The organism is Paenibacillus sp. PK1-4R (assembly GCF_030369595.1).
Taxonomy (GTDB): Bacteria; Bacillota; Bacilli; order Paenibacillales; family Paenibacillaceae; genus Paenibacillus.
On record NZ_CP126535.1, the window covers coordinates 6,290,584 to 6,310,191 of the forward strand.

General features: G+C 47.3%; 16 protein-coding genes. All 16 read right to left on the reverse strand.

Features of this window, described 5'->3' with window-relative positions:
- Positions 1 to 56: 56 nt before the first annotated feature.
- Positions 57 to 1,184 carry a glycosyltransferase family 4 protein gene (locus tag QNO02_RS27380; RefSeq protein WP_289390507.1) on the reverse strand — a complete coding sequence of 376 codons (1,128 nt, stop codon included), beginning with the start codon at positions 1,182 to 1,184 and terminating at the stop codon, positions 57 to 59.
- A gap of 373 nt (positions 1,185 to 1,557) precedes the next feature.
- Positions 1,558 to 2,316, reverse strand: coding sequence for a WecB/TagA/CpsF family glycosyltransferase (locus tag QNO02_RS27385; protein ID WP_289390508.1), 759 nt, complete (start codon positions 2,314 to 2,316; stop codon positions 1,558 to 1,560).
- A 7-nt stretch (positions 2,317 to 2,323) separates the two neighbouring features.
- Complete coding sequence (gene csaB / locus QNO02_RS27390) at positions 2,324 to 3,502, reverse strand: polysaccharide pyruvyl transferase CsaB (protein WP_289390509.1); 1,179 nt, start codon at positions 3,500 to 3,502, stop codon at positions 2,324 to 2,326.
- Complete coding sequence (locus QNO02_RS27395; RefSeq protein ID WP_289390510.1) at positions 3,478 to 5,499, reverse strand: DUF5693 family protein; 2,022 nt, start codon at positions 5,497 to 5,499, stop codon at positions 3,478 to 3,480. Before QNO02_RS27395 ends, csaB begins: the two co-directional genes overlap by 25 nt.
- A 217-nt stretch (positions 5,500 to 5,716) precedes the next feature.
- Positions 5,717 to 7,438, reverse strand: coding sequence for a phospho-sugar mutase (locus QNO02_RS27400; RefSeq protein WP_289390511.1), 1,722 nt, complete (start codon positions 7,436 to 7,438; stop codon positions 5,717 to 5,719).
- A 110-nt stretch (positions 7,439 to 7,548) separates the two neighbouring features.
- A complete protein-coding gene (gene fabZ, locus QNO02_RS27405; RefSeq protein WP_036613058.1) occupies positions 7,549 to 7,980 on the reverse strand; it encodes a 3-hydroxyacyl-ACP dehydratase FabZ in 432 nt (143 codons plus the stop codon).
- A gap of 487 nt (positions 7,981 to 8,467) precedes the next feature.
- On the reverse strand, positions 8,468 to 8,692 hold the full coding sequence (locus tag QNO02_RS27410; protein WP_017691949.1) for a DNA-directed RNA polymerase subunit beta: 225 nt from the start codon (positions 8,690 to 8,692) through the stop codon (positions 8,468 to 8,470).
- A gap of 12 nt (positions 8,693 to 8,704) precedes the next feature.
- Complete coding sequence (locus tag QNO02_RS27415) at positions 8,705 to 9,544, reverse strand: flagellar hook-basal body protein (protein ID WP_133386094.1); 840 nt, start codon at positions 9,542 to 9,544, stop codon at positions 8,705 to 8,707.
- A gap of 641 nt (positions 9,545 to 10,185) precedes the next feature.
- Positions 10,186 to 11,070 (reverse strand): flagellar hook-basal body protein, encoded by an 885-nt coding sequence (locus QNO02_RS27420; RefSeq protein WP_105600129.1) that lies wholly within the window; start codon positions 11,068 to 11,070, stop codon positions 10,186 to 10,188.
- A gap of 102 nt (positions 11,071 to 11,172) precedes the next feature.
- Positions 11,173 to 12,171, reverse strand: a complete 999-nt coding sequence (locus QNO02_RS27425; protein ID WP_133386096.1) for a rod shape-determining protein — start codon at positions 12,169 to 12,171, stop codon at positions 11,173 to 11,175.
- Between the two features lie 219 nt (positions 12,172 to 12,390).
- The gene (spoIIID, locus tag QNO02_RS27430; RefSeq protein ID WP_024632710.1) at positions 12,391 to 12,678 is read right to left on the reverse strand and encodes a sporulation transcriptional regulator SpoIIID; all 288 of its coding nucleotides are present in this window, start codon (positions 12,676 to 12,678) and stop codon (positions 12,391 to 12,393) included.
- A gap of 170 nt (positions 12,679 to 12,848) precedes the next feature.
- A complete protein-coding gene (locus QNO02_RS27435) occupies positions 12,849 to 13,586 on the reverse strand; it encodes a M23 family metallopeptidase (RefSeq protein ID WP_133386097.1) in 738 nt (245 codons plus the stop codon).
- Between the two features lie 1,041 nt (positions 13,587 to 14,627).
- The gene (gene spoIID / locus QNO02_RS27440; RefSeq protein ID WP_289390512.1) at positions 14,628 to 15,968 is read right to left on the reverse strand and encodes a stage II sporulation protein D; all 1,341 of its coding nucleotides are present in this window, start codon (positions 15,966 to 15,968) and stop codon (positions 14,628 to 14,630) included.
- A gap of 469 nt (positions 15,969 to 16,437) precedes the next feature.
- Positions 16,438 to 17,784, reverse strand: coding sequence for a UDP-N-acetylglucosamine 1-carboxyvinyltransferase (murA, locus tag QNO02_RS27445; RefSeq protein WP_082762960.1), 1,347 nt, complete (start codon positions 17,782 to 17,784; stop codon positions 16,438 to 16,440).
- Positions 17,785 to 18,305: 521 nt separating this feature from the next.
- On the reverse strand, positions 18,306 to 18,563 hold the full coding sequence (locus QNO02_RS27450) for a DUF1146 family protein (RefSeq protein ID WP_017691941.1): 258 nt from the start codon (positions 18,561 to 18,563) through the stop codon (positions 18,306 to 18,308).
- 607 nt (positions 18,564 to 19,170) lie between these two features.
- A complete protein-coding gene (locus QNO02_RS27455) occupies positions 19,171 to 19,575 on the reverse strand; it encodes a F0F1 ATP synthase subunit epsilon (protein ID WP_091036299.1) in 405 nt (134 codons plus the stop codon).
- Positions 19,576 to 19,608 lie beyond the last annotated feature (33 nt).

Genomic DNA, 19,608 nt, shown 5'->3' on the forward strand with positions numbered 1-19,608 from the left:
TAAGGTAGGGTCTGGAATAATATTCAAGAATAGCTATAATCATTACATTTATCTATTTATGATTTCGAACGGGTCTCCGGATTCAGCTTGACGCGCATGCGCATCAGGAAGTTAATAACCGGTCTTCTCGTCTTGCTAACAAGCCCGATAACTTCTGCCCCCACCTGGAGGAAGAACATCATGATACAGATGACCACAAACGTTACCCAGTTCGCTTCGAACATGGCAGCGGAAGATTGGATAATCGCCAGAACTCCGAAGAATGCGGCAATTCCATAAATGATCAGTACCGTCTGGCGGTGACTGAATCCAAGTTCACGCAAGCAGTGATGCAGGTGACCTTTATCCGGTGAGAAAATCGGTTTCCGTTGTACCGCACGACGAATGATTGCAAAGAAGGTATCCGAGAGCGGCACACCGATAATAATCAGCGGTGTAATAAAGGACACGACAGCAATTTGTTTGAATCCGAGCATGGACAGCATCGCCAGAGAGAAACCAAGGAATAGCGATCCGGTATCCCCCATGAAGATCTTGGCCGGGTGGAAGTTAAAGAACAGGAATCCGATAATACTACCCAGCAATACAAGACACATCAAGGCGATCATCATGTTACCCATCAGGAAGGACATCACGGCAATGGTACCAATTGCAATACCAGATACACCGGCTGCCAGACCATCCAGACCATCAATCAGGTTAATCGCATTGGTTACACCAACGATCCATAAGATCGTCAGCGGAATGGATACCCAAGCTTCGAGTGAAGAATAGGAATCCTGAAAAGGAATGTTAACGAAATCTACCCGGATATTAAATCCGAATACAACGACAGAAGCAGCAACGATCTGACCGAGCAACTTCACTTTGGCCGACAGCTCAAACCGATCATCGAGTGCTCCGATCAGCACGATAATTGTTCCACCAATCAGAAACGCGCTAACAAAACTCATGTCCCGAGTTGTGAACCATGCCGATACAAAAGGAAGCAATGCCGCAACTGTAATAATAAAGGCCAGGAATATCCCCAGACCACCAAGACGTGGCATGATCCGTGTGTGTACTTTACGTGCATTCGGCGTATCCATTGCGCCAATGCGGACTGCGAACTTTTTGACAAGTGGTGTCAGGGCAAGAGCCAGTCCCATTGACACGATAAATCCAATGATAAAGATCGCTACCATTTGAACATTCGACCCCCAATTATAATACCTGTACGAAATTATAAATCCCCTGATCTCTTTTTATATATAAAAATTATTGTTAGTCACTTTTGATGAAAAATTTTGTTACACGATAACGGAGAGTGCAAGGAAAACCTAGAGAAGTGTAACGTTCGCATTTATCACCGGATTTCATCCTTTCAAAAAGGATAAAAGGAAATCTGGGGATAACGGCGATCGACAGGTTGCCTTGCAATCGTAGTGCCAAGTGTAACGCTTCTGTTTTCATGGAGTGGCACACATGTAATCCGGAATGAATTATACGCTCATCACACCCGAAAAGCCATCCTCAATTTCTAGCAAAAACACGCATTTATCTCGCAATTACCTGTTTTTAACGGACTTTCGTCACGTTTTCTTTGTCACGCATCACCTTAACAGCGAATTTCGGAAGCGCAAGCATCCGGCCAGCCCGGCTTGGTTCACGCAATAAGCGATAGAACCACTCCAGTCTTAACTTTTGGAACAGCATAGGCGCACGTTTGGTTTTACCCGAAATCACATCAAAGCTGCCGCCAACGCCCATGGTTACGGGAACTTGTAGTGCATCTTTGTGCTGGTGAATCCACGGTTCTTGGGTGTCTGCCCCACGTGCTACAAACAACAGATCAGGTGCCGCTTCCCGAATGGAAGCAATGACCTGTTCATCCTCAGCCGGACCAAAATAACCGTCACGATAACCCACAATTCGAATCGCCGGATATTGCTGTTGTAACCGAACTGCCGTTTCTTGAATCACCTCAGGGGTGGAACCAAGCAGATATACGCCCCATCGATAGTTTTCTCCAACACGCAGCAATTCATGTAAAAGCTCAAAACCCGGCACTCGCTCAGCTACAGGATCTCCACAATAGTTTGCAGCCCATACGACACCTGTTCCATCAGGAACAATCAATTCCGCAGCTTGCATGACTTCCATGATTGCGGGATTTTCCAGCGCAGCCATAACCATAATCGGGTTAGCTGTAATGACTTGGTGTGGTTGCTTGGACAGCACAGCTTCCTGAAGAACCTTTACCGTTTCTTTCATCGTCAGTTTGGAAAAAGGAATGCCGTAGATCGAAACGGTAGGTATTGATCCGGTCTGACTCATCTTTATCTCATCCTTTGCGGCCTAAATAGTTAATAATCTGCTGTGCAGGCACTCTGGCTTCCTGCTTCAGTTGGGTGATGCCTTCTTCATGTTCCTTCAACCACTGTGAACGTTGATCCAGCAGTCCAACAACAGTCTTGGCGAGTTTGTCGCCATCGAGTGTATCCGTATTACCTGCTGGCTCACTATCCAGGCGAAGCAGGAATTGATCAATTTTGGGATCATACGAGATGCCCACCGGAGGCACATATTGCGAAGCTGCATAGATCAGACTGTGCAGACGCATACCGATGACGAGATCACACTTGCTGACTTCCTCCAGCATAAGCTGAGGGTCGGTCAGATCTTCTGTGATGCTAATCTCGCTGCCTTTGCTGGTCACATCACCGAGCATTTCCATAAGGAATCGTGATGCCTGTTCATCCACTGGCAAATGAAATGGCAGAAAACGCAAGTGCACGGCTCTTTTGGAGCATAGTTTTTTCAATCCTGCAGCAATAGCCGTAAGTTCCTTCCGGTCTGACTCCCAAAAACGTACCGATACGCCGATCACAGGAAGCTTGGTATGTCCTCCAGTTGAAGGTTCCACTCGATTAGCTTGAGTAGCATCTGCTGAAACAGCACCTGCGCCCCTCTCAACTTTTGTTTCAGGTAATGGCAAACCCATTACGGGGTCGGGTACAACATGGATCTGATTCCACTGTAACCCGAGCCCACGCAGGTAGTCTGCAGACTGTTCATCCCGAACGGATACATAGGTGCAGGCCTTAAAGACCGATTTGATCATTGGATTAAAAATTTTATGATTCACAGGGCCAATCCCCTGTGCGTAGATAAACGTTGGTTTTTTCAGCCACTGGGCCAGCTTGATTACACCCAGATAATAAGGAATGGATTTCAGTCCAGTTGCATCCTGCAATAGACTTCCTCCGCCACTGATTAACCCGTCGCTCTCCTTGAGTGCTTCACGGACTTCCTTCAATTTCATGCGATGCACGGAGCGCACACCGTACATGGCGGTTGTAGACTCGGGATCACCCGAGAGAACAATAGGTTCAATGGTTATGTTCGACCTTTGGCTTTCCTCTTCCAGCGCTGTCAAAATCGACTTTAGCACCGCTTCGTCTCCGCTATTGCGGAATCCGTAATACCCCGAGATGACTAACTTTTGAGAAGTGGTGACCATTTTTTCCAACATCCTTCCGCTACTTGCCACACACCCACAGCAATGATACCGAAGATTAAGCCAAGTCCCAATCCCATCACTCCACGAATGAGTGACAATACAGCCGGCGTATGGATATGCGCGAACGTATCCACCATGGACAATTGCCCAATCGCTGCAATAATGAGCACAAAGATGACTTTACGATATTTTAAAGCGGCGAACACGCCAACGATAAATAGCGGGTGTCCCAGCATAAATTCTTTGAATCTCGGACGTACACCGAACGTATCTTCCAGTACTACACGAAGGAACATCTCGAATGGCGTAACCGAACCCGAGTTGCCTGTACGACTCAAATAGTAATATCCAACCACGGCAGCAACCAATCCCAGTACTACCATTACAACGGTAATCGGTGTACGAAGAATATTCTTAATTTGTTTAATAGAGAATGAACCCGCACCCCGGTAAAACACAATATAGATCGCTACCAGTGCCATAGGTGCAAAGTGCAACAGACTCACGCCGCGGAACTGGTTAATCACCAGACTGTACGTAATACTGTTAAGCAACGCGATGACAAATGGTACCGCCAGGAATGAGAGAATCGACGTTCTTACATATAACACCAACGTTTGCTTCAAACGACGACCCGCGAATGCGTCTGGTTGACGCTGTTGCTGATAGTTCACTGTACGAACGGCCAGCACCATCGCTATGGTCGGCGCCGCTATGGCCACAAGCAAGGCAATTCCTTGCTCCAGCAGCGTTGGTTTCAAGAGGAACAATCCTGCACTGCCCACCAGAGCAACTACAAATGCGATCAAGGTCAGTAGTGGGATAAAATAAGAAACCATAAGTGCAATCATGGCAATTGCACCAACAAGAGCAACCAGCTTGGCATAACGCTGAATCGAAGAATCCTTAACTGTAAATGCCTCAGCTTGTCCTAGCTCGAATCCATGCTTCGCCATGCGTTCTACGGCATGACCCGGCTCACCCAGGCTGTTGATCAGATTCTCAATTGGATCTGTAATCATGGCCTTTGCTGTATTCCGGCTTGGTGATGCATTCATATAGAGCATACGAATATTGCGATCCTTGGTTGCGAGAACAAAACGGTCAGCAATCGTGTCTACGTCCAAATTGGCATCTCCATCACTAAGCGAGTACAGACGCGTAACGTTGTAATCCGTTTTATAAGCAAGGGTCTGGAATCCAGACTGCGGTTTCTTCAAGTTCTCGATGGCTGCAAGACCAATATTGTGCTTATTCAGCAACTGTGCAAATTGGTCTAGACTTTTCATGTCTGCATTATCATTGTACCCTTTCACAGCATCACCATCAAACAAGATGCGCTTTACGCCATTCTCTTCGAAGAAGGTAAGCAAGCGCTCCATCGATTCCTGGCTGTATGGCACACTGTCCGAGATCCGCGGCAAAATGTAGAACCCTTTATCACGCAGCATCTTCACGGCAACCGGATCGGGCTGCAAAGGCTGCATGTTGGCATTCTCCGGAGGAGTCTGCAATATTAAGCCGCTACGACCTTCATATTCCCATGGTACTACCGGAATCTGCCGATCAGCGAACGTTTGTTCAATAATAGGGGTATACGTCTGTGCGTTTTCCTCCGATGTAAATAACACATACGTGTAATTTTCATTAGAAGGAATCACATTTTTGGTCAAGTTCGCTAGATCTTGGCCATTGTACACCATTAGTCGGCGTGTCTTTCTCAGCTCGTCCAATGTACTTTCGAACACAGCCATCGTTGTTACGCCTGCGTCTTTCAGACGAGTCAATTGTTCATTCATGAAATCTTGTGGATGTGCCTGATACGCGGAGATATCCAGCAGACCTCTATAGTTGAAGACAAGCTCCACCTTTTTGGCAGAAGATTCTGTCTGCACCCGATCACTGATGACAGGGATGGACGCAACCAGACCGATAATAACGACGAGCCACAACCACTTCCGAGAAGCGTTATTCCAATAAAGCCATTTTTGACGCACTACATGTACCTCCTCAAGTGTTGGAACCAAATGCACGTTCAGCTCAAGTAATTCGTTCATTTAACATTCTTACAATAGGTTACAAACAGCTTGTGTCAACAAGCCCTCTTATATGCCAGATCCATTTACAATATTATTTCAAAGAAAAACCCCTCCGCCAACCAACCTTACGGTGCGGAGAGGCCTTCTCATGTTCTTGCTCATTGTTGCATTCGTATTATTGTGCGTCTACACGCGACATCACTGTAGTCACCAGACGCTCGATCCGGCTCTCCGCATCTTCCAAGTTCTCTCCACGCACGGCGAAGTATACTTTGATCTTTGGCTCTGTTCCTGAAGGGCGCAAGCAGAACCATGAACCATCTGCCAAAATGAACTTCAGTACGTTCTCCTTCGGAAGACCGTCCAGACCAAGGGAGTAGTCCAGTACATCTTGTACCGCAATTCCCGCTACTTCTTGTGGTGGATTGGAACGCCAGTCCGTCATTTTGGCTTGAATCTGAGCTACGCCGTCTTTGCCTTTCAGCGTACGGGACTCCAGCTTCTCCAAGAAATATCCGAATTGGTTGTACAACTCCTGCAAGACATCATACAACGTCTTGCCTTGGCTCTTATAATACGCAGCTGCTTCAGCAATCAGCATCGAGGCCAGTACAGCATCCTTGTCACGGGCGTAGTTGCCTGAAAGGTAGCCATAACTCTCTTCATATCCGAACAAGAATGTATGACTGCCTGTTGCTTCGAACTGGTTCATTTTTTCACCGATATACTTGAAGCCTGTCAGTGTGTTCATCACTTCTGCACCGTAATGTTCAGCAATGACAGCACCCATCTCACTTGTTACGATTGTTTTGACAACCGCACCGTTGCTTGGCAGTGTTCCGGTCTCTTGCAGGCGACTGAGCAGGTAATGTACCATAATGGCACCAGACTGGTTACCAGACAAGACGAAATATTTGCCATCGTTGTCTTTCACAACAGCACCCATACGGTCTGCATCCGGATCTGTTCCGATCAGAATGTCAGCACCCACGGATTCTCCCAGCTTCATTGCAAGCGTAAACGCTTCGCGTTCTTCCGGGTTAGGGGATTTCACGGTAGAGAACTCAGCATCCGGCTGTTCCTGTTCCGCTACAATGTGCACTTGCTCGAATCCGATCTGCTCCAGTACGCGACGTACAGGGATGTTCCCTGTTCCGTGCAGCGGTGTGTAAACGATTTTGAAGTCACGGCCAATGCCGGATTGGATCAGTTCACGGCTCAGACTGCGGCTTGCTACGGTATCCACAAACGCTTGATCCTGCTCTTCACCCAACCAGATCAGGAGTCCTTGAGCTTCTGCTTCTTCTTGCGTCAGTTTCTTCACGTCAGCAAGGGAAGGCACTTCCTGAATGTACTGAATGACCTTTTCCGCTTCATCCGGTACCAATTGACCGCCCTCATGGTTGTACACTTTATATCCGTTATATTCCGGTGGGTTATGACTCGCTGTTACGACAATTCCGCCAGTCGCCTTCTGATTACGCACCGCAAATGACAACTCAGGAGTTGAACGCAGGGATGGGAACAGCTTGGCTACAATGCCGTTTCCAGCCAGTACAAGCGCAGCATCCAGTGTGAATTCAGGTGAGAAATGACGGGAATCATGAGCAATGACAACAGAAGGTTTACCTTCCTGGTCACCATGCTGCTCAAGCAAATAACGCGCAAATCCTTGCGTTGCCCGACCTACGGTGTAACGGTTCATCCGGTTGCTTCCGGCACCAATGACTCCGCGCAATCCACCTGTACCAAACTCCAGGTTTCTGTAAAAACGTTCCTCCAGCTCTTTCGGCTGATCCTGCAAGTCACGAAGCTCCTGCTTCGTTGCTTCATCAATCGAAGCATCCTCCAACCATTGCTGCAACGTCTCTGCTGCTGCTGTGCTTAACTGTTCCATTCCGATAAACCCCTTCCGTCTATATAAATTCAGGTGTGCTGAGTACTCTAGCATCTTGCATCATTCGGTCCAACGAAGTTCCTGCATGATGTCAATGCTCACGTATGTAATCAGCTTGGGTCAGACAGTGCAAACATAATCTCGCCTTCAGCGACCACTTTGTCATTCACTCGGGCAGTTGCTTTACCTTTACCAATAGAACCCTTCAGACGTGTAATCTCCACTTCCAGAATCAACGTATCTCCGGGCACAACTTGTCCACGGAATCGGAAGTTGTCCAGTCCCGCCAAAAAGCCGATTTTGCCTTTGTTGCCTTCCAAATTCAGAATAGCTACTGCACCAACTTGAGCCAGCGCTTCTGTAATCAGTACACCCGGCATTACCGGATACTCTGGGAAATGACCAATGAAGAAAGGTTCGTTAATGGTTACGTTTTTCAAACCAACGGCACGTTTACCATCCTCAATCTCTAGAATCTTGTCCACCAGCAGAAACGGGGGACGGTGCGGGATGATTTCTTGAATCTGTTTGATATCGAGCACAGTGTAATCTCCTCTCGGGATGTTTATATGAGCGTTCTTCATCATGGATTTTTCATGTGCGCATAGGTGACCATTACGATTACGGATCGTTCTTTCGTTCGCTGTTGTTTCCTAATTTTTTTGATCAACCTCAGAGAGGTCAAAATTCGGTGACAAAGGCGAGCGCTTCGCTTCTTCTGAACGATTCCGTTCCCTCCACTTACTTCGGTGCTGCAAGGTCAACCCCCACATGACAAAGTCGAAGCTCATATAAATGGTTTTTTAATTTTTAGATTTTGTATGGAAAGCATATTTTCGGTTAACACTAGTTATATCCTTCATGACTGCAGTAGTGAAGGTTAAGATAAGGGGTCTCTCTTCGCGATGACGAATGTCTTTCGCAGGGGAGGCCTCTTTTGTGACGTCAAACGTCATCCATCATTATACTGTTTTCAACGTCAAAAAGAAAACTCCTGCCTGCGCAGGAGTTTTCGCTTTACTCGTTACATTATGGAGCGAATACCAGATTATATACATGTTCCCATGTACTCCATTGCCATACGGAACCGATATCCTGTTTGCCCAGTACCACATATCCAGCTACCATTCCGCCAGCAAGGGCAAGAACAAGCAGGACCGGAACCAGGAACCATCTTGCGATGCGCCATCCACTCTTCTTCTTCTTGACTTCCTTTTTCTCCGGCTTACTGTTCTGCTGCTGTGTTTCTGTCATCACATTCACCTTTTACGCTCTCATATTGTTGGCAAGACCCAACATGGAATCACTTGAAGTTAGCGCCTTTGCCGCCAGCTGATATGTCCGCTGTCCTTGCATAAGCAAAGACATCTCCTGTGTCAGATCTACATTGGATTGCTCCAGATAACCTGGACGGATCAAAGCAGTCGCTTGACGTGTAGCTGCATTAGCGCCAAATACATCATCCTCAGTTAATCCCGCATCCAGACCAAACAGGTTATCCGCATACTGTACCAGCCCCTCAGGGCGTTCAATGTCTACCACTTGCAGCTGTGCTCCAATGGTTGCGTTTGCCGCATTACCGCGTCGGATTAACAGGTTGCCATTTTCATCAAAAGCAACTTTGCTATTATTCGGTGCCGTAATACGATTGCCTTGACGATCCAGGGCAAAGTGGCCTTCGCCATTAACCATCACCATCATATCAGGTGAATTCGGAGTAGGCTTAGGTCTTGTATCAGGTACAAAATGAAATGCACCCTGACGTGTCCACATTTTCTCCCCATTCGCTTCAACTGCAAACATCGCATTTCCTTCAATGGCCAGATCGGTCGGAAGACCAGTCTCGTTCAAGGGGCCTTGAGACATATCCTTCGTTACATCTGCCAAACGAGCACCAAAACCCAGGTTATATCCCATCGGTGTGGAACGCCCATCCAGTTTGTACTTGTCCGGTTGTTGTTGAACCCGGGTTAGCACATCCTCGAAAGCCGCTTGTTTGCTCTTATAGCCTGCCGTATTCACGTTGGCAATATTATCGGAAATGACATCCAGACGCTGCTGTATGGCAGTCATGGAAACCTTGGCACTAATCATGGAATTATTCATTGGTGGTATACCCTCCCTTGTGTCCTGTCCACCCTCCCAAACCCTCCCTAGTAGGGAGGGCCCCAGATGGCGCTGCCCTCTGGACTCCCGAAACAGGCGGATTAGGTAAGTGGGGTACGATCTTGCTAAGTGGCGGTGGTGTGTGCGCGCCGCGACTGCCGTGCTATGATTCCCGCCATAGTTTCACATGGCTGAATCATAGCACGGCACGCTCTTTATGCGGCGTGTAGCTCCGCGTGGTCTCTCCTTGCTTTGCTTCGCAAAGGACTGTCGAGACCGTCGCTTCGCTCAGGTATTGCTGCGCAATCCTCGCATAGGCTCGGCTGCGTCTACGCTCTTGCGCTCCGCGTGGTCTCTCCCTGCTTTGCTCCGCAAAGGGCTGTCGAGACCGTCGCTTCGCTCAGGCACTGCCGCGCAATCCTCGCATAGGCTCGGCTGCGTCTAGGCTCTTGCGCTCCGCGGGGTCTCTTCCTTGCTTTGCTCCGCAAAGGACTGTCGAGACCGTCGCTTCGCTCAGGTACTGCCGCGCAGTCCTCGCATAGGCTCGGTTGCGTTTGCTTTGCGCTTCGCGTGAGCCTCTCTGCTTTGCTGCGCAAAGGGCGTTTGGCTCTCCGCTGCGCGGTTATATTTAAACGTCGGCGTTATACACGCCCGACTTCATTGACGGCTTTATCCAGACTGCGGTCGTAGAATTGTACGATCTTCTGGTTTGCTTCATACGCACGGAATGCGGCGTTCATATCAACCGTTGCCTGTGAAGCATCAACATTCGAGCCTTCCAGGTATCCCTGACGGATCTGCACATTATCACCAGCTGCCATCATCCGGGACGTTGCCCCGTTTGCATCGCTGAGACTGAAATTGCCATTACCTTGACGAACCAGTTGATTCGGCTGGTCAATGACACTAATGCCAAGAGTAACCCCTGTCGGTGCACCCGTTGCTGCATCCACCAAACGGCCTTGCTCATCCACTTTAAATTGCTCTACGGAACCTGTCAACACTACAGGTTGTCCATTATTATCCAACACTTGTGAACCTGTTGAACTCAGCAATTGTCCCGTTCCTGTGATCTCGAAGTGACCATCGCGTGTATATCCGGTGTTACCTTCTGCATCCTGAACTGTAAAATACGCCTGAGGCTGGTAAGTCACCGTGCCGTCGGCCCGTACAAATTTGCCTGATGCGTCAAACGGGACAGGTTGTCCAGTCTGCGGATCATTGACAGTCATATTGGATGAAATGGAAAAATCATTTTTCTGCCCAGTCTCCATAATGGTCCCTTGCAAATTCATGGACAAACTTTCTTCCGCGAACACCCCCGTGTTCAGCTTGCCCAGCCGCTTTGTTGGAAGATTTGCATCTCCGCCTACCAAAGTAATGAGCATTTCCGGGAAGGAACGGCTTACGCTGTTCACTTGTTTATATCCCGTGGTGTTCATATTTACGATATTCTGTGTTGCTGTGTCATGGCGGCGTTGTTGCGTAATCATTCCCGCAGTAGCGGTGTACAGACCTCTTAACATGAATTAACCCCTCTCCTCAAGCGCTTGACCTGCATCACAGGTTGGCTGCTTGTCCGTTCTGCTTTCCGAGCATGGCGAACCTTTGCTATTTATATCGGCAGATTAGAACTTTTTCTTAACCACCTGATCCAAATTATTAAGCATAATGCCTGTCCCCTTCACGACACAGTGCATTGGATCTTCCGCCACCCATACCGGTACATGCAATTCATTGGACAAAAGCTCGTCCAGTCCGTTCAGCAATGCACCTCCACCAGTCAATACAACACCACGGTCGATAATGTCCGCTGACAATTCAGGCGGTGTACGTTCCAATACCGATTTGGCTGCCACGATGATGGATTGCACGGAATCCCAAAGTGCTTCCTGTACTTCATTTCCCGATACCGTTACGGTAACAGGCAGACCGGATACCATATCGCGTCCGCGAATGTCCATCTCCGTTTGATGTCCACCCGGATGTACGGTACCAATTGCAATTTTGATATCTTCAGCGGTCCGTTCACCGATCATGAGCTTGTACTTGGCTTTGATAAACTTGATAATGGCTTCGTCGAACTTGTCCCCTGCGACTTTAATAGAAGAGGCGGTGACCACGTCGCCCATAGAAAGGACTGCAACGTCAGTCGTACCGCCGCCGATATCCACGACCATATTGCCGCTCGGCTGAAAAATATCCATTCCCGCACCGATCGCTGCCGCTTTCGGCTCTTCTTCCAGAAACACTTCTTTGGCACCGCTGCGTTCTGCCGCCTCGCGGATGGCCTTCTGCTCCACGGAAGTAATGTTCGTTGGTGCACAGATCAGAATTCGAGGGTGGCTGTACCAGCTTCTTGCACCCACACGATTAATGAAATGTCTGAGCATCGCTTCTGTAATCTCGAAGTCCGCAATAACGCCGTCACGCAGCGGTCTAATGGCAACAATGTTACCTGGAGTACGCCCCACCATACGACGCGCTTCTTCCCCAACAGCAAGGACACGCTTCGTATCTCTTTCAATGGTCACGACGGAAGGTTCATCGAGGACAACCCCACTTCCTTTCACGTGAATAAGCACGTTCGCCGTGCCAAGATCAATACCGATATCCTTGCTAAACATAAAAGAGCCCCCAAAGTGATATTATTTGGTCAGCGTATCCTGTGAAAAAGAGTCCCTTATCACGTCACCGCTCGTTCGACAAAGTGCAACATATATATGTAAAAATCGGGCTGATAAGATGTCATAATTCGATCCTGTACCAGCTTTTAACATATCATACTTCAGGGGAGGGATTCAATGCATGTGTGAGCTTTTTGGCCTACGTCTTTGTGAAGATGCTTACGATTTGGCGGAAGCCAACACCTCACGTTTCTTGCCACTCGTTTTTTTGTATTTAATTTTGGTCGCTTCACCGCCCCGCAAATGGCGGATGGACTTGTGATACTCCAAAATGTGTTTCACCTGGTCAGCAAGATCAGGGTTGATTTCCGGCAGACGCTCCGTCAGATCCTTATGCACAGTACTCTTTGACACGCCGAATTCTTTGGCTATGGTACGGACCGTATTCCTCGTCTCAACAATGCAGCGACCAATTTTGATGGTCCGTTCCTTGATGTAATCGTGCACGCTCCCGCCTCCCTACTGTGTGGATAGTTTGGTACATTATATGAGGAGCATGCCTATATATTCGCGGTTTAGAGGTGTGACAAGCTTCGAAGGTCCCATTATTTTCTGAAAAGCACAAAAAGAGCAGAGGTTCAACCCTCTGCCCATCATGTTGCTGCGGTAAAATTCATTTATTTTTCCGGAAGATATCCTTGCGGGTTAACCGGCTGTCCGTCTTCGTACACTTCAAAGTGAAGGTGGTTGCCAAGCGTTTTACCCAATTCATTGACGCCAGCGGATGCAATCGCATCTCCCTGTTTCACTTCGTCATCCTGTTTCACTTTGACGTCTGCCAAGCTTTGGTATACCGTCTTCAGGTTATCGCTGTGTGTGATTTCCACAACCTGACCTGTGAGCGGATTTTGCTCCACCCGGGTAACTTTACCGGCTAGCGCTGCTTTGACTTCAAATGTTTTATTATCCCCACGTGCCAGATCCACACCCGTGTTTGGGATGAATGTATCATTGTACTGCACCATCGCCGCTTCATGTTCCTCGGTTGAAGCTTCGCTATCATAGAAAGGTTTCACTACCGAAATTTCGGACGGTACCGCTACCGGCCATACAAAATTCTCCGACTTTGCAACAACTTCCACACTTTCTTCTTCGCCTACTGCTGTTCCTTCTGTACCCGCCGATGCGCCTGTTTCTACTACCCCGCTAGCAGGGTCCGAGTTCAGCGTTTTGTCGCCTGTGCCCTGATAGACCCACACTAAGGTTAGTATAATGCCTGCTGCTGCGATGTAGGCTGCCGGGAAGACCCAGCGTTTGGACATTGCTCTTTTCCATGAAGAGGGCTGACTAGCCGGTACTCCTTGAGTTGTTTTAGGAGTTTCTTCTTGGACTGATTTTTTGTTTTGTTCATTCATCTTAATCACCTCAGTAACAAGTGTTACCGGGTGCAACTCTTTTATACACGCGCGACTCTAATTATTTTCACGAAGGTTTCAGAGAGTGCTATATATGTGAGGGGTGAGGGGTGAGTGGTTAGTGCGTGCGCCGCTTCGGGGCCAGAAAACCTTTCGACCGCTGGTTACTACCAGATTTCTTCTATCACCTTCTTCAAAGGTGAAATCCGGTAGTAAAGGCGGACACTTCGTTTCTACAGGTCTTTTCTGTCCCCTGCGCTCTCCATACGCTAGCACTCTCGGCATATATAGCCTAATCTCGAAAGCTCCGGAATGGGTGTTGGTAGACTGGTCCGGATTGGTTGTAGAGGCCAATCCTTCTATGAAGTTCATTTATCGGTGAGAGCGAAATGATATAGGTTGTGACCGATGAACACCCTTTAAGGCGCCTGGACTCGTTAAAGCGAGATGTGAGATTAGAGATTGGGATGCACTAATGACTGATCCTTCTAAACATACTGATTTAGAAAAGGCTGGATCTTGATTGGTTACAGTATAGTCTGAAATTCCTTTGTAGATTGGGGACATAAATCAAATTTGTAAGCTTATAACTTGGAAATTTGATTTCAACGTTCTGGTTCTATTTTGGTTTTGGTTCGGCTGCTTATTGCGAATGAGCATGTAGTGAGGGCAGCACCCTCAAATTTGCTAATGATTAGATAATAAAATATTTCTAACGAATTCTCAGACGGCCTTATTGGCGGGGAAATCGTGGCTTAGGAATTTTAACGAACCGTAGACACGCTAATTACTCATTTTGGCGCTATTATTGGATCAGTTCGGTGGTATATCGTGATATAACGTGTCTGAGGTTCGTTAGAATTTCCATTCGTTGTGATAACGCCCAATAAGGACTCTCAGATTCGTTAGCGCGCCAATGGTATATGGGAAGACTGATGAGTACCAAACCTAAACTGCTCTCATTCCCATAATTTTGCACACATTCGCACATATTCCTACCCATTCGAATTATTTCGCTTTATCCATCCGTGTTCATCTCGCCTACTTCGATGCAAGCATCTTGGATGCCTGTCCGAATGAAATGCCGGTATAGTAGTGTTTGAGAATCTGGGTGGCCGTGTGTCCCTCCTGCGCCATGCCGTTTGCTCCCCATTGGCTCATGCCAACCCCATGCCCATACCCGAACGTTGTAATCTGGACCTCATCCCCTATGGTCTTCCAACTGAACTGGCTGGATCTTAATCCAAGCAACTTACGGACCTCGGGTCCGCTGAATGTTTCACCTGCGATCTGCATTTCTTTAATCCGATGCCCTTTGGTTGTAGACAATACTTCCATCCATGATCCACCCTTCTGAGCGGTAACCGGAATGGCATCCAAGTTTAACTTCTGCAGAATCTCATTACGCTTCATGGTAACGGTCTGCTTGAATCCTGGTGCCAGATTTTTGTCCCACGGACTATCTACACTTTGCAGATACGGCACAGCGTTCCCCCATACATCCTCGGCATTCTCGGTATACCCATTACTTGTGGAAAAAAAGGATGCGGTGATTGCCTTTCCCTGATAGGTCATCACCGTATCTCGACTTTCGCGTACAGCCTGTTGCAGCTTCTCCCATTCCTTTGCCTTCCCTAGACGAGTCCAATCCGCTTTCACCTGATCTGGCGGAATAAACACCTGATGGCTGACCGTATCCGTCACATCCGCCGCACCTGATGGAACACCGCTTGTATCACTAGCAGCAAGTCTTCGCACGATAAATGTGCGAGCTGCTATCGCCTGCGCCTTTAACGCCTCCAGTCTGAATTCAGCCGGCATCTCAGCTGCCACAACCCCGGTAACATAGTCTTCCAATGGCAGATTCATCGTTGTGCCTGTTGCAGACAGGTATACGCGTACTTTAGGTTCAGGGTAGGTAACAGGAACGGCTGGCGCAGGAGCTGGGGTTCTTGTGCTGCTTGAATCTGTTGGAGCAGGGATCGGCTTTGGTGATTCGCTTGTCCGCGGCCATACCAAAATTACCGGAATCAGCAACGCCATTGCCAATAAGGCAGATACAGCGGCAGCAGGTTGCCATCGCGTCCTATTTCTTCCCCATCGGGGTTTTCGTCCAAATGTCCGCATTCGACGACGCTTCACACGGCGGAACTGGTCCAGCTCAATAACAGGTATATGAATATGCTCGGTTGTCTTTCGGTTCAGTTCATCTGTCGACACCCGTCCTGGATTGGATAATCTTGCAGGCTGTGATGGAACAGTCCTCAGGTTCGATGGGGCAGGCTTGTCTTTTTCCACTCTAGAAACGGTATTTCCCTCCGGCTCTTGCATACCTGGACGAGGGACAAGGGGTACCTTTACCTGTACACGAGCTTCTTTCATTCGAATATAACCCTCCGTTATCTATGGCCGGTCATGTGCCGGTCGTGTTGTTCAAATCCATAGTTTAGGTTATGAGCTGGCTTGATCTGATAGAACCTGATTTAAGAGAAACGAGGCCCTATTCGTTCTGTTTAATTTCCTGTTTTCTTTTGCTATGTACCTCTTAGAAACGTTGATCTGTCGCTGAATACCGGTGTTTAGCTGGATCCGACACCCTATATAAAGTTCGCTCTTTCATTTGGTTCAGAATCGATACAGAATACGATGTTATGCTATACAAGTTAGGACCAGCTATTAATAGAATCAGGTATCAAATATCTCGTTGTCTTCTTAAAAGTAAACACAAAAAAAGCCAAGCCAGATGGCTTAGCTTTATCATTTTTTACAATATACGTTCCTTCGCATTCATAATCCACACAACTGTGTGACTCATAATAGGGGGACCATATTTTTTCTATTCAATCCAGTGTTAAGCCAAAGTTGGTTGCACCTTAAACATCGGTACTTCTTTCTCCACTTTTTCACTAGGTGCTTTGGTTGCTTCAAGCTTAGGCTCATCAACCGAGATCCGATAGATGTCAGCGCCAAGTCCGTTAAGCTTCTCAGCGAGATGTACATAGCCACGGTCGATGTGATGAACACCGCCCACTTCCGTTGTACCTTCAGCAACAAGACCTGCAATAATGAGTGCGGCACCCGCACGCAAATCAGTAGCCGTTACTTTGGCACCCTTCAGTTTGGCATTACCTGTGATGATGGACGAACGTCCTTCAACTTTGATCTCCGCATTCATCAATTGGAATTCATCCACATGCATGAATCGGTTTTCAAAAACAGTCTCTGTCACGACACTTGTTCCTTCAGATGCGAGCAAGAGTGCCATCATCTGGGATTGCATATCTGTCGGGAATCCTGGGTATGGTAATGTTTTCACATCCACAGCCTTAAGAGGACGATCTGCGATTACACGCACGCCATTCTCATCCGGTTGGATTGTTACACCCATCTCTTCAAGCTTCGCGATAACGGAGCCTAAATGATCCGAGATTGCACCTTCAATGTACACGTCACCACCCGAAATTGCAGCAGCAGCCATATACGTACCAGCTTCTACCCGATCCGGAATAACTGTGTGTGTAACGCCTGTAAGTTTCTCCACACCTTCAATGCGGATCACTCCAGTACCAGCACCACGTACGATGGCACCCATTCCATTCAGGAAGTTGGCAAGATCCACAATCTCAGGTTCTTTTGCCGCGTTCTCCAGAACAGTTACACCTTCGGCTAATGTTGCAGCCATCATAATATTTTGAGTGGCACCTACGGAAGCCACATCCAGATAAATTTTCGCGCCACGCAACCGTCCTTGGCTACGAGCTTCGATATAACCTTGGCCCAAGCTGATCTCTGCGCCCATGGCTTCAAAACCTTTCAAATGCTGATCAATAGGCCGTGTACCGATGGCACATCCACCAGGAAGTGAGATTCTTGTATGACCCATACGAGTCAACAAAGGCCCCATGACCAGGAAAGACGCCCGCATTTTACTTACCCATTCATACGGGGCTTCACAGGAAGTAAGTTTCTCCGCATTTACGGTAATCACTTCGTCCCGGTATGTAACTCCCGCTCCCAGCGATTCCAACACCTTGTTAATCGTCATCACATCGTCTAGAGGAGGCGCGTCAATAATAACGCTTTGTCCTTCTTCCCCTAAGAGAGAGGCAGCGATGATCGGAAGAACAGAATTTTTAGCGCCGCTAACTTTGACACTTCCGGTCAACCTTTTGCCACCGCGGACGATAAATTTGCTCATCATGGTTCCCTCCGCGCTTTTATTCCCTTTTCTTCATTCCGGAATACGTAAGCCCCACTATGCTAGAAAGGACTGTTGCTGTGTGTGGAATTTCGACATATTCTGGCATATTGCCACAGATGTCTGTTCAGAAAAGAATTGGTTTTTATAATCCATATCAATGATACCATGTGCCGTGCATCTTGCTATTCAGCATGTAAAATTAGTGTCTTACAAGCCAGCAGAGCATCAGAACAGACAGAGTGGGATGGTTATTAGCCGGCATGAACCGGATATCCCGTTTATAACTACAAAATAAGTGAACAATTGTGAATTCCCTAACTTCCATCATAACATTGTTGAATTGTACGATACAAGCATTTTTACATAAAACATCTCAAATTCATCCAATTTTACGTCACATTTTTTTCTTAATTTCTTTACCGACAACTCATACTCTAATTGTTAACACAATTAATCGATGTTATTCGACAATGAGCAGCTTGAAGAACCTAACAGATGATTAACCAACCATCTCAACATTAAAACAAATTACGCAACATTTGAGTCCAGGACAAGTAGTCAATGACAAACCCAGCAACGGCATGCCCCAAAATGATGGCGAGCAACAAATGCAACAGTCTTCCCTGAGCACCTCGTGGTTGCCTGATGATTAAATCCAGTTTGAGATTGGTCAAAGCCCACCAAGACAATGCTATACATAACAGGGAGACGATGATTGAGACCAAGCCATTGGTGCTTAACGCCTGGTTCACCTGATTCGTCAGATCAGTATCCATATATTCTTTACCTCCACATTTGTTGCAGCGATCAGCATATCATATGCCCGGCACCCATAACTTGTTAGTATACTGGAATGTCTTGAGCACAACATACTGAGCGTACTGTCAGATTTACTCCTGCCAGGCAGGAATCTCCTGATGCCCAATCACCGAGCAGCAACAATGCGGCTGTGCATGACTATGGAATCTACTACGCAGCTTCCTGCTTCTGCTGACTCTATGGAATATAGGCTCTTTCATCATACATTGTCAATTACATTGATTTCCACTTCTAAAATATTTTAATTTTAAAATGCCGGGATTTTGTGACTAAAACGACATAAAAGAGCGCTATTTCGATATCGATTCTGTCATTTCCTCGGAAATAATTTATATTTATTCATGAAAAAAATGGTTCTCTTAGTGGTAAATGCGCCCACTACTTTAGTCCTACATTCTATTCAAATCCTCATCATCGGTGAATAATTTGGTTAAAATACTTCTGTTTACTGAAGGGATAGGATGGAATTTGTTGTCAGCCTTTTTGATATGTTCGATAAAACAATTCTATCAAACAAACTCAAAAAAGCCCGGCAGACTAAGCCGCCGGGCTTCCAAGAATCGTTTATTTGCCGAACACATTAATCCGGTTAACCGCTTTTTGCAGCGCAATCTCTGCACGACGGTGATCAAAGTGGTCCTGATTGCTTTGGCTTGCAAGCCGACGTTCTGCCCGCTCTTTCGCCGCACGCGCACGATCCACATCAATGTTTTCCGGGAATTCAGCACTCTCTGCGAGTACAACAACCTTATCTTTACGTACTTCAATAAACCCGCCACCGATAGCAACTCGTTTATTTTCTTTTCCGTTATGGATATAGATCGGTGCAATCTGCAAAGGTGTAACCATAGGAATATGACCGGGCAGAATGCCCAGTTCCCCTTCAATACCACGAGCCGTAATGCTATTCACCTGTTCTGAATAGACCAAACGCTCAGGTGTTACGATTTCCAACAAAAAGGTGCTCAATTCCATCCCTCCTGAAATATCCGAAGGATAGCC

Coding starts and splice junctions, on each gene's coding strand:
- murA (WP_082762960.1), bottom strand. CDS start 17,784: ATGAGCAAATTTATCGTCCGCGGTGGCAAAAGGTTGACCGGAAGTGTC.
- QNO02_RS27385 (WP_289390508.1), bottom strand. CDS start 2,316: ATGAGTCAGACCGGATCAATACCTACCGTTTCGATCTACGGCATTCCT.
- QNO02_RS27450 (WP_017691941.1), bottom strand. CDS start 18,563: ATGGATACTGATCTGACGAATCAGGTGAACCAGGCGTTAAGCACCAAT.
- QNO02_RS27420 (WP_105600129.1), bottom strand. CDS start 11,070: ATGTTAAGAGGTCTGTACACCGCTACTGCGGGAATGATTACGCAACAA.
- QNO02_RS27435 (WP_133386097.1), bottom strand. CDS start 13,586: ATGAATGAACAAAACAAAAAATCAGTCCAAGAAGAAACTCCTAAAACA.
- csaB (WP_289390509.1), bottom strand. CDS start 3,502: ATGGTCACCACTTCTCAAAAGTTAGTCATCTCGGGGTATTACGGATTC.
- QNO02_RS27410 (WP_017691949.1), bottom strand. CDS start 8,692: ATGACAGAAACACAGCAGCAGAACAGTAAGCCGGAGAAAAAGGAAGTC.
- QNO02_RS27425 (WP_133386096.1), bottom strand. CDS start 12,171: ATGTTTAGCAAGGATATCGGTATTGATCTTGGCACGGCGAACGTGCTT.
- QNO02_RS27380 (WP_289390507.1), bottom strand. CDS start 1,184: ATGGTAGCGATCTTTATCATTGGATTTATCGTGTCAATGGGACTGGCT.
- spoIID (WP_289390512.1), bottom strand. CDS start 15,968: ATGAAAGAAGCTCGTGTACAGGTAAAGGTACCCCTTGTCCCTCGTCCA.
- QNO02_RS27415 (WP_133386094.1), bottom strand. CDS start 9,544: ATGAATAATTCCATGATTAGTGCCAAGGTTTCCATGACTGCCATACAG.
- QNO02_RS27400 (WP_289390511.1), bottom strand. CDS start 7,438: ATGGAACAGTTAAGCACAGCAGCAGCAGAGACGTTGCAGCAATGGTTG.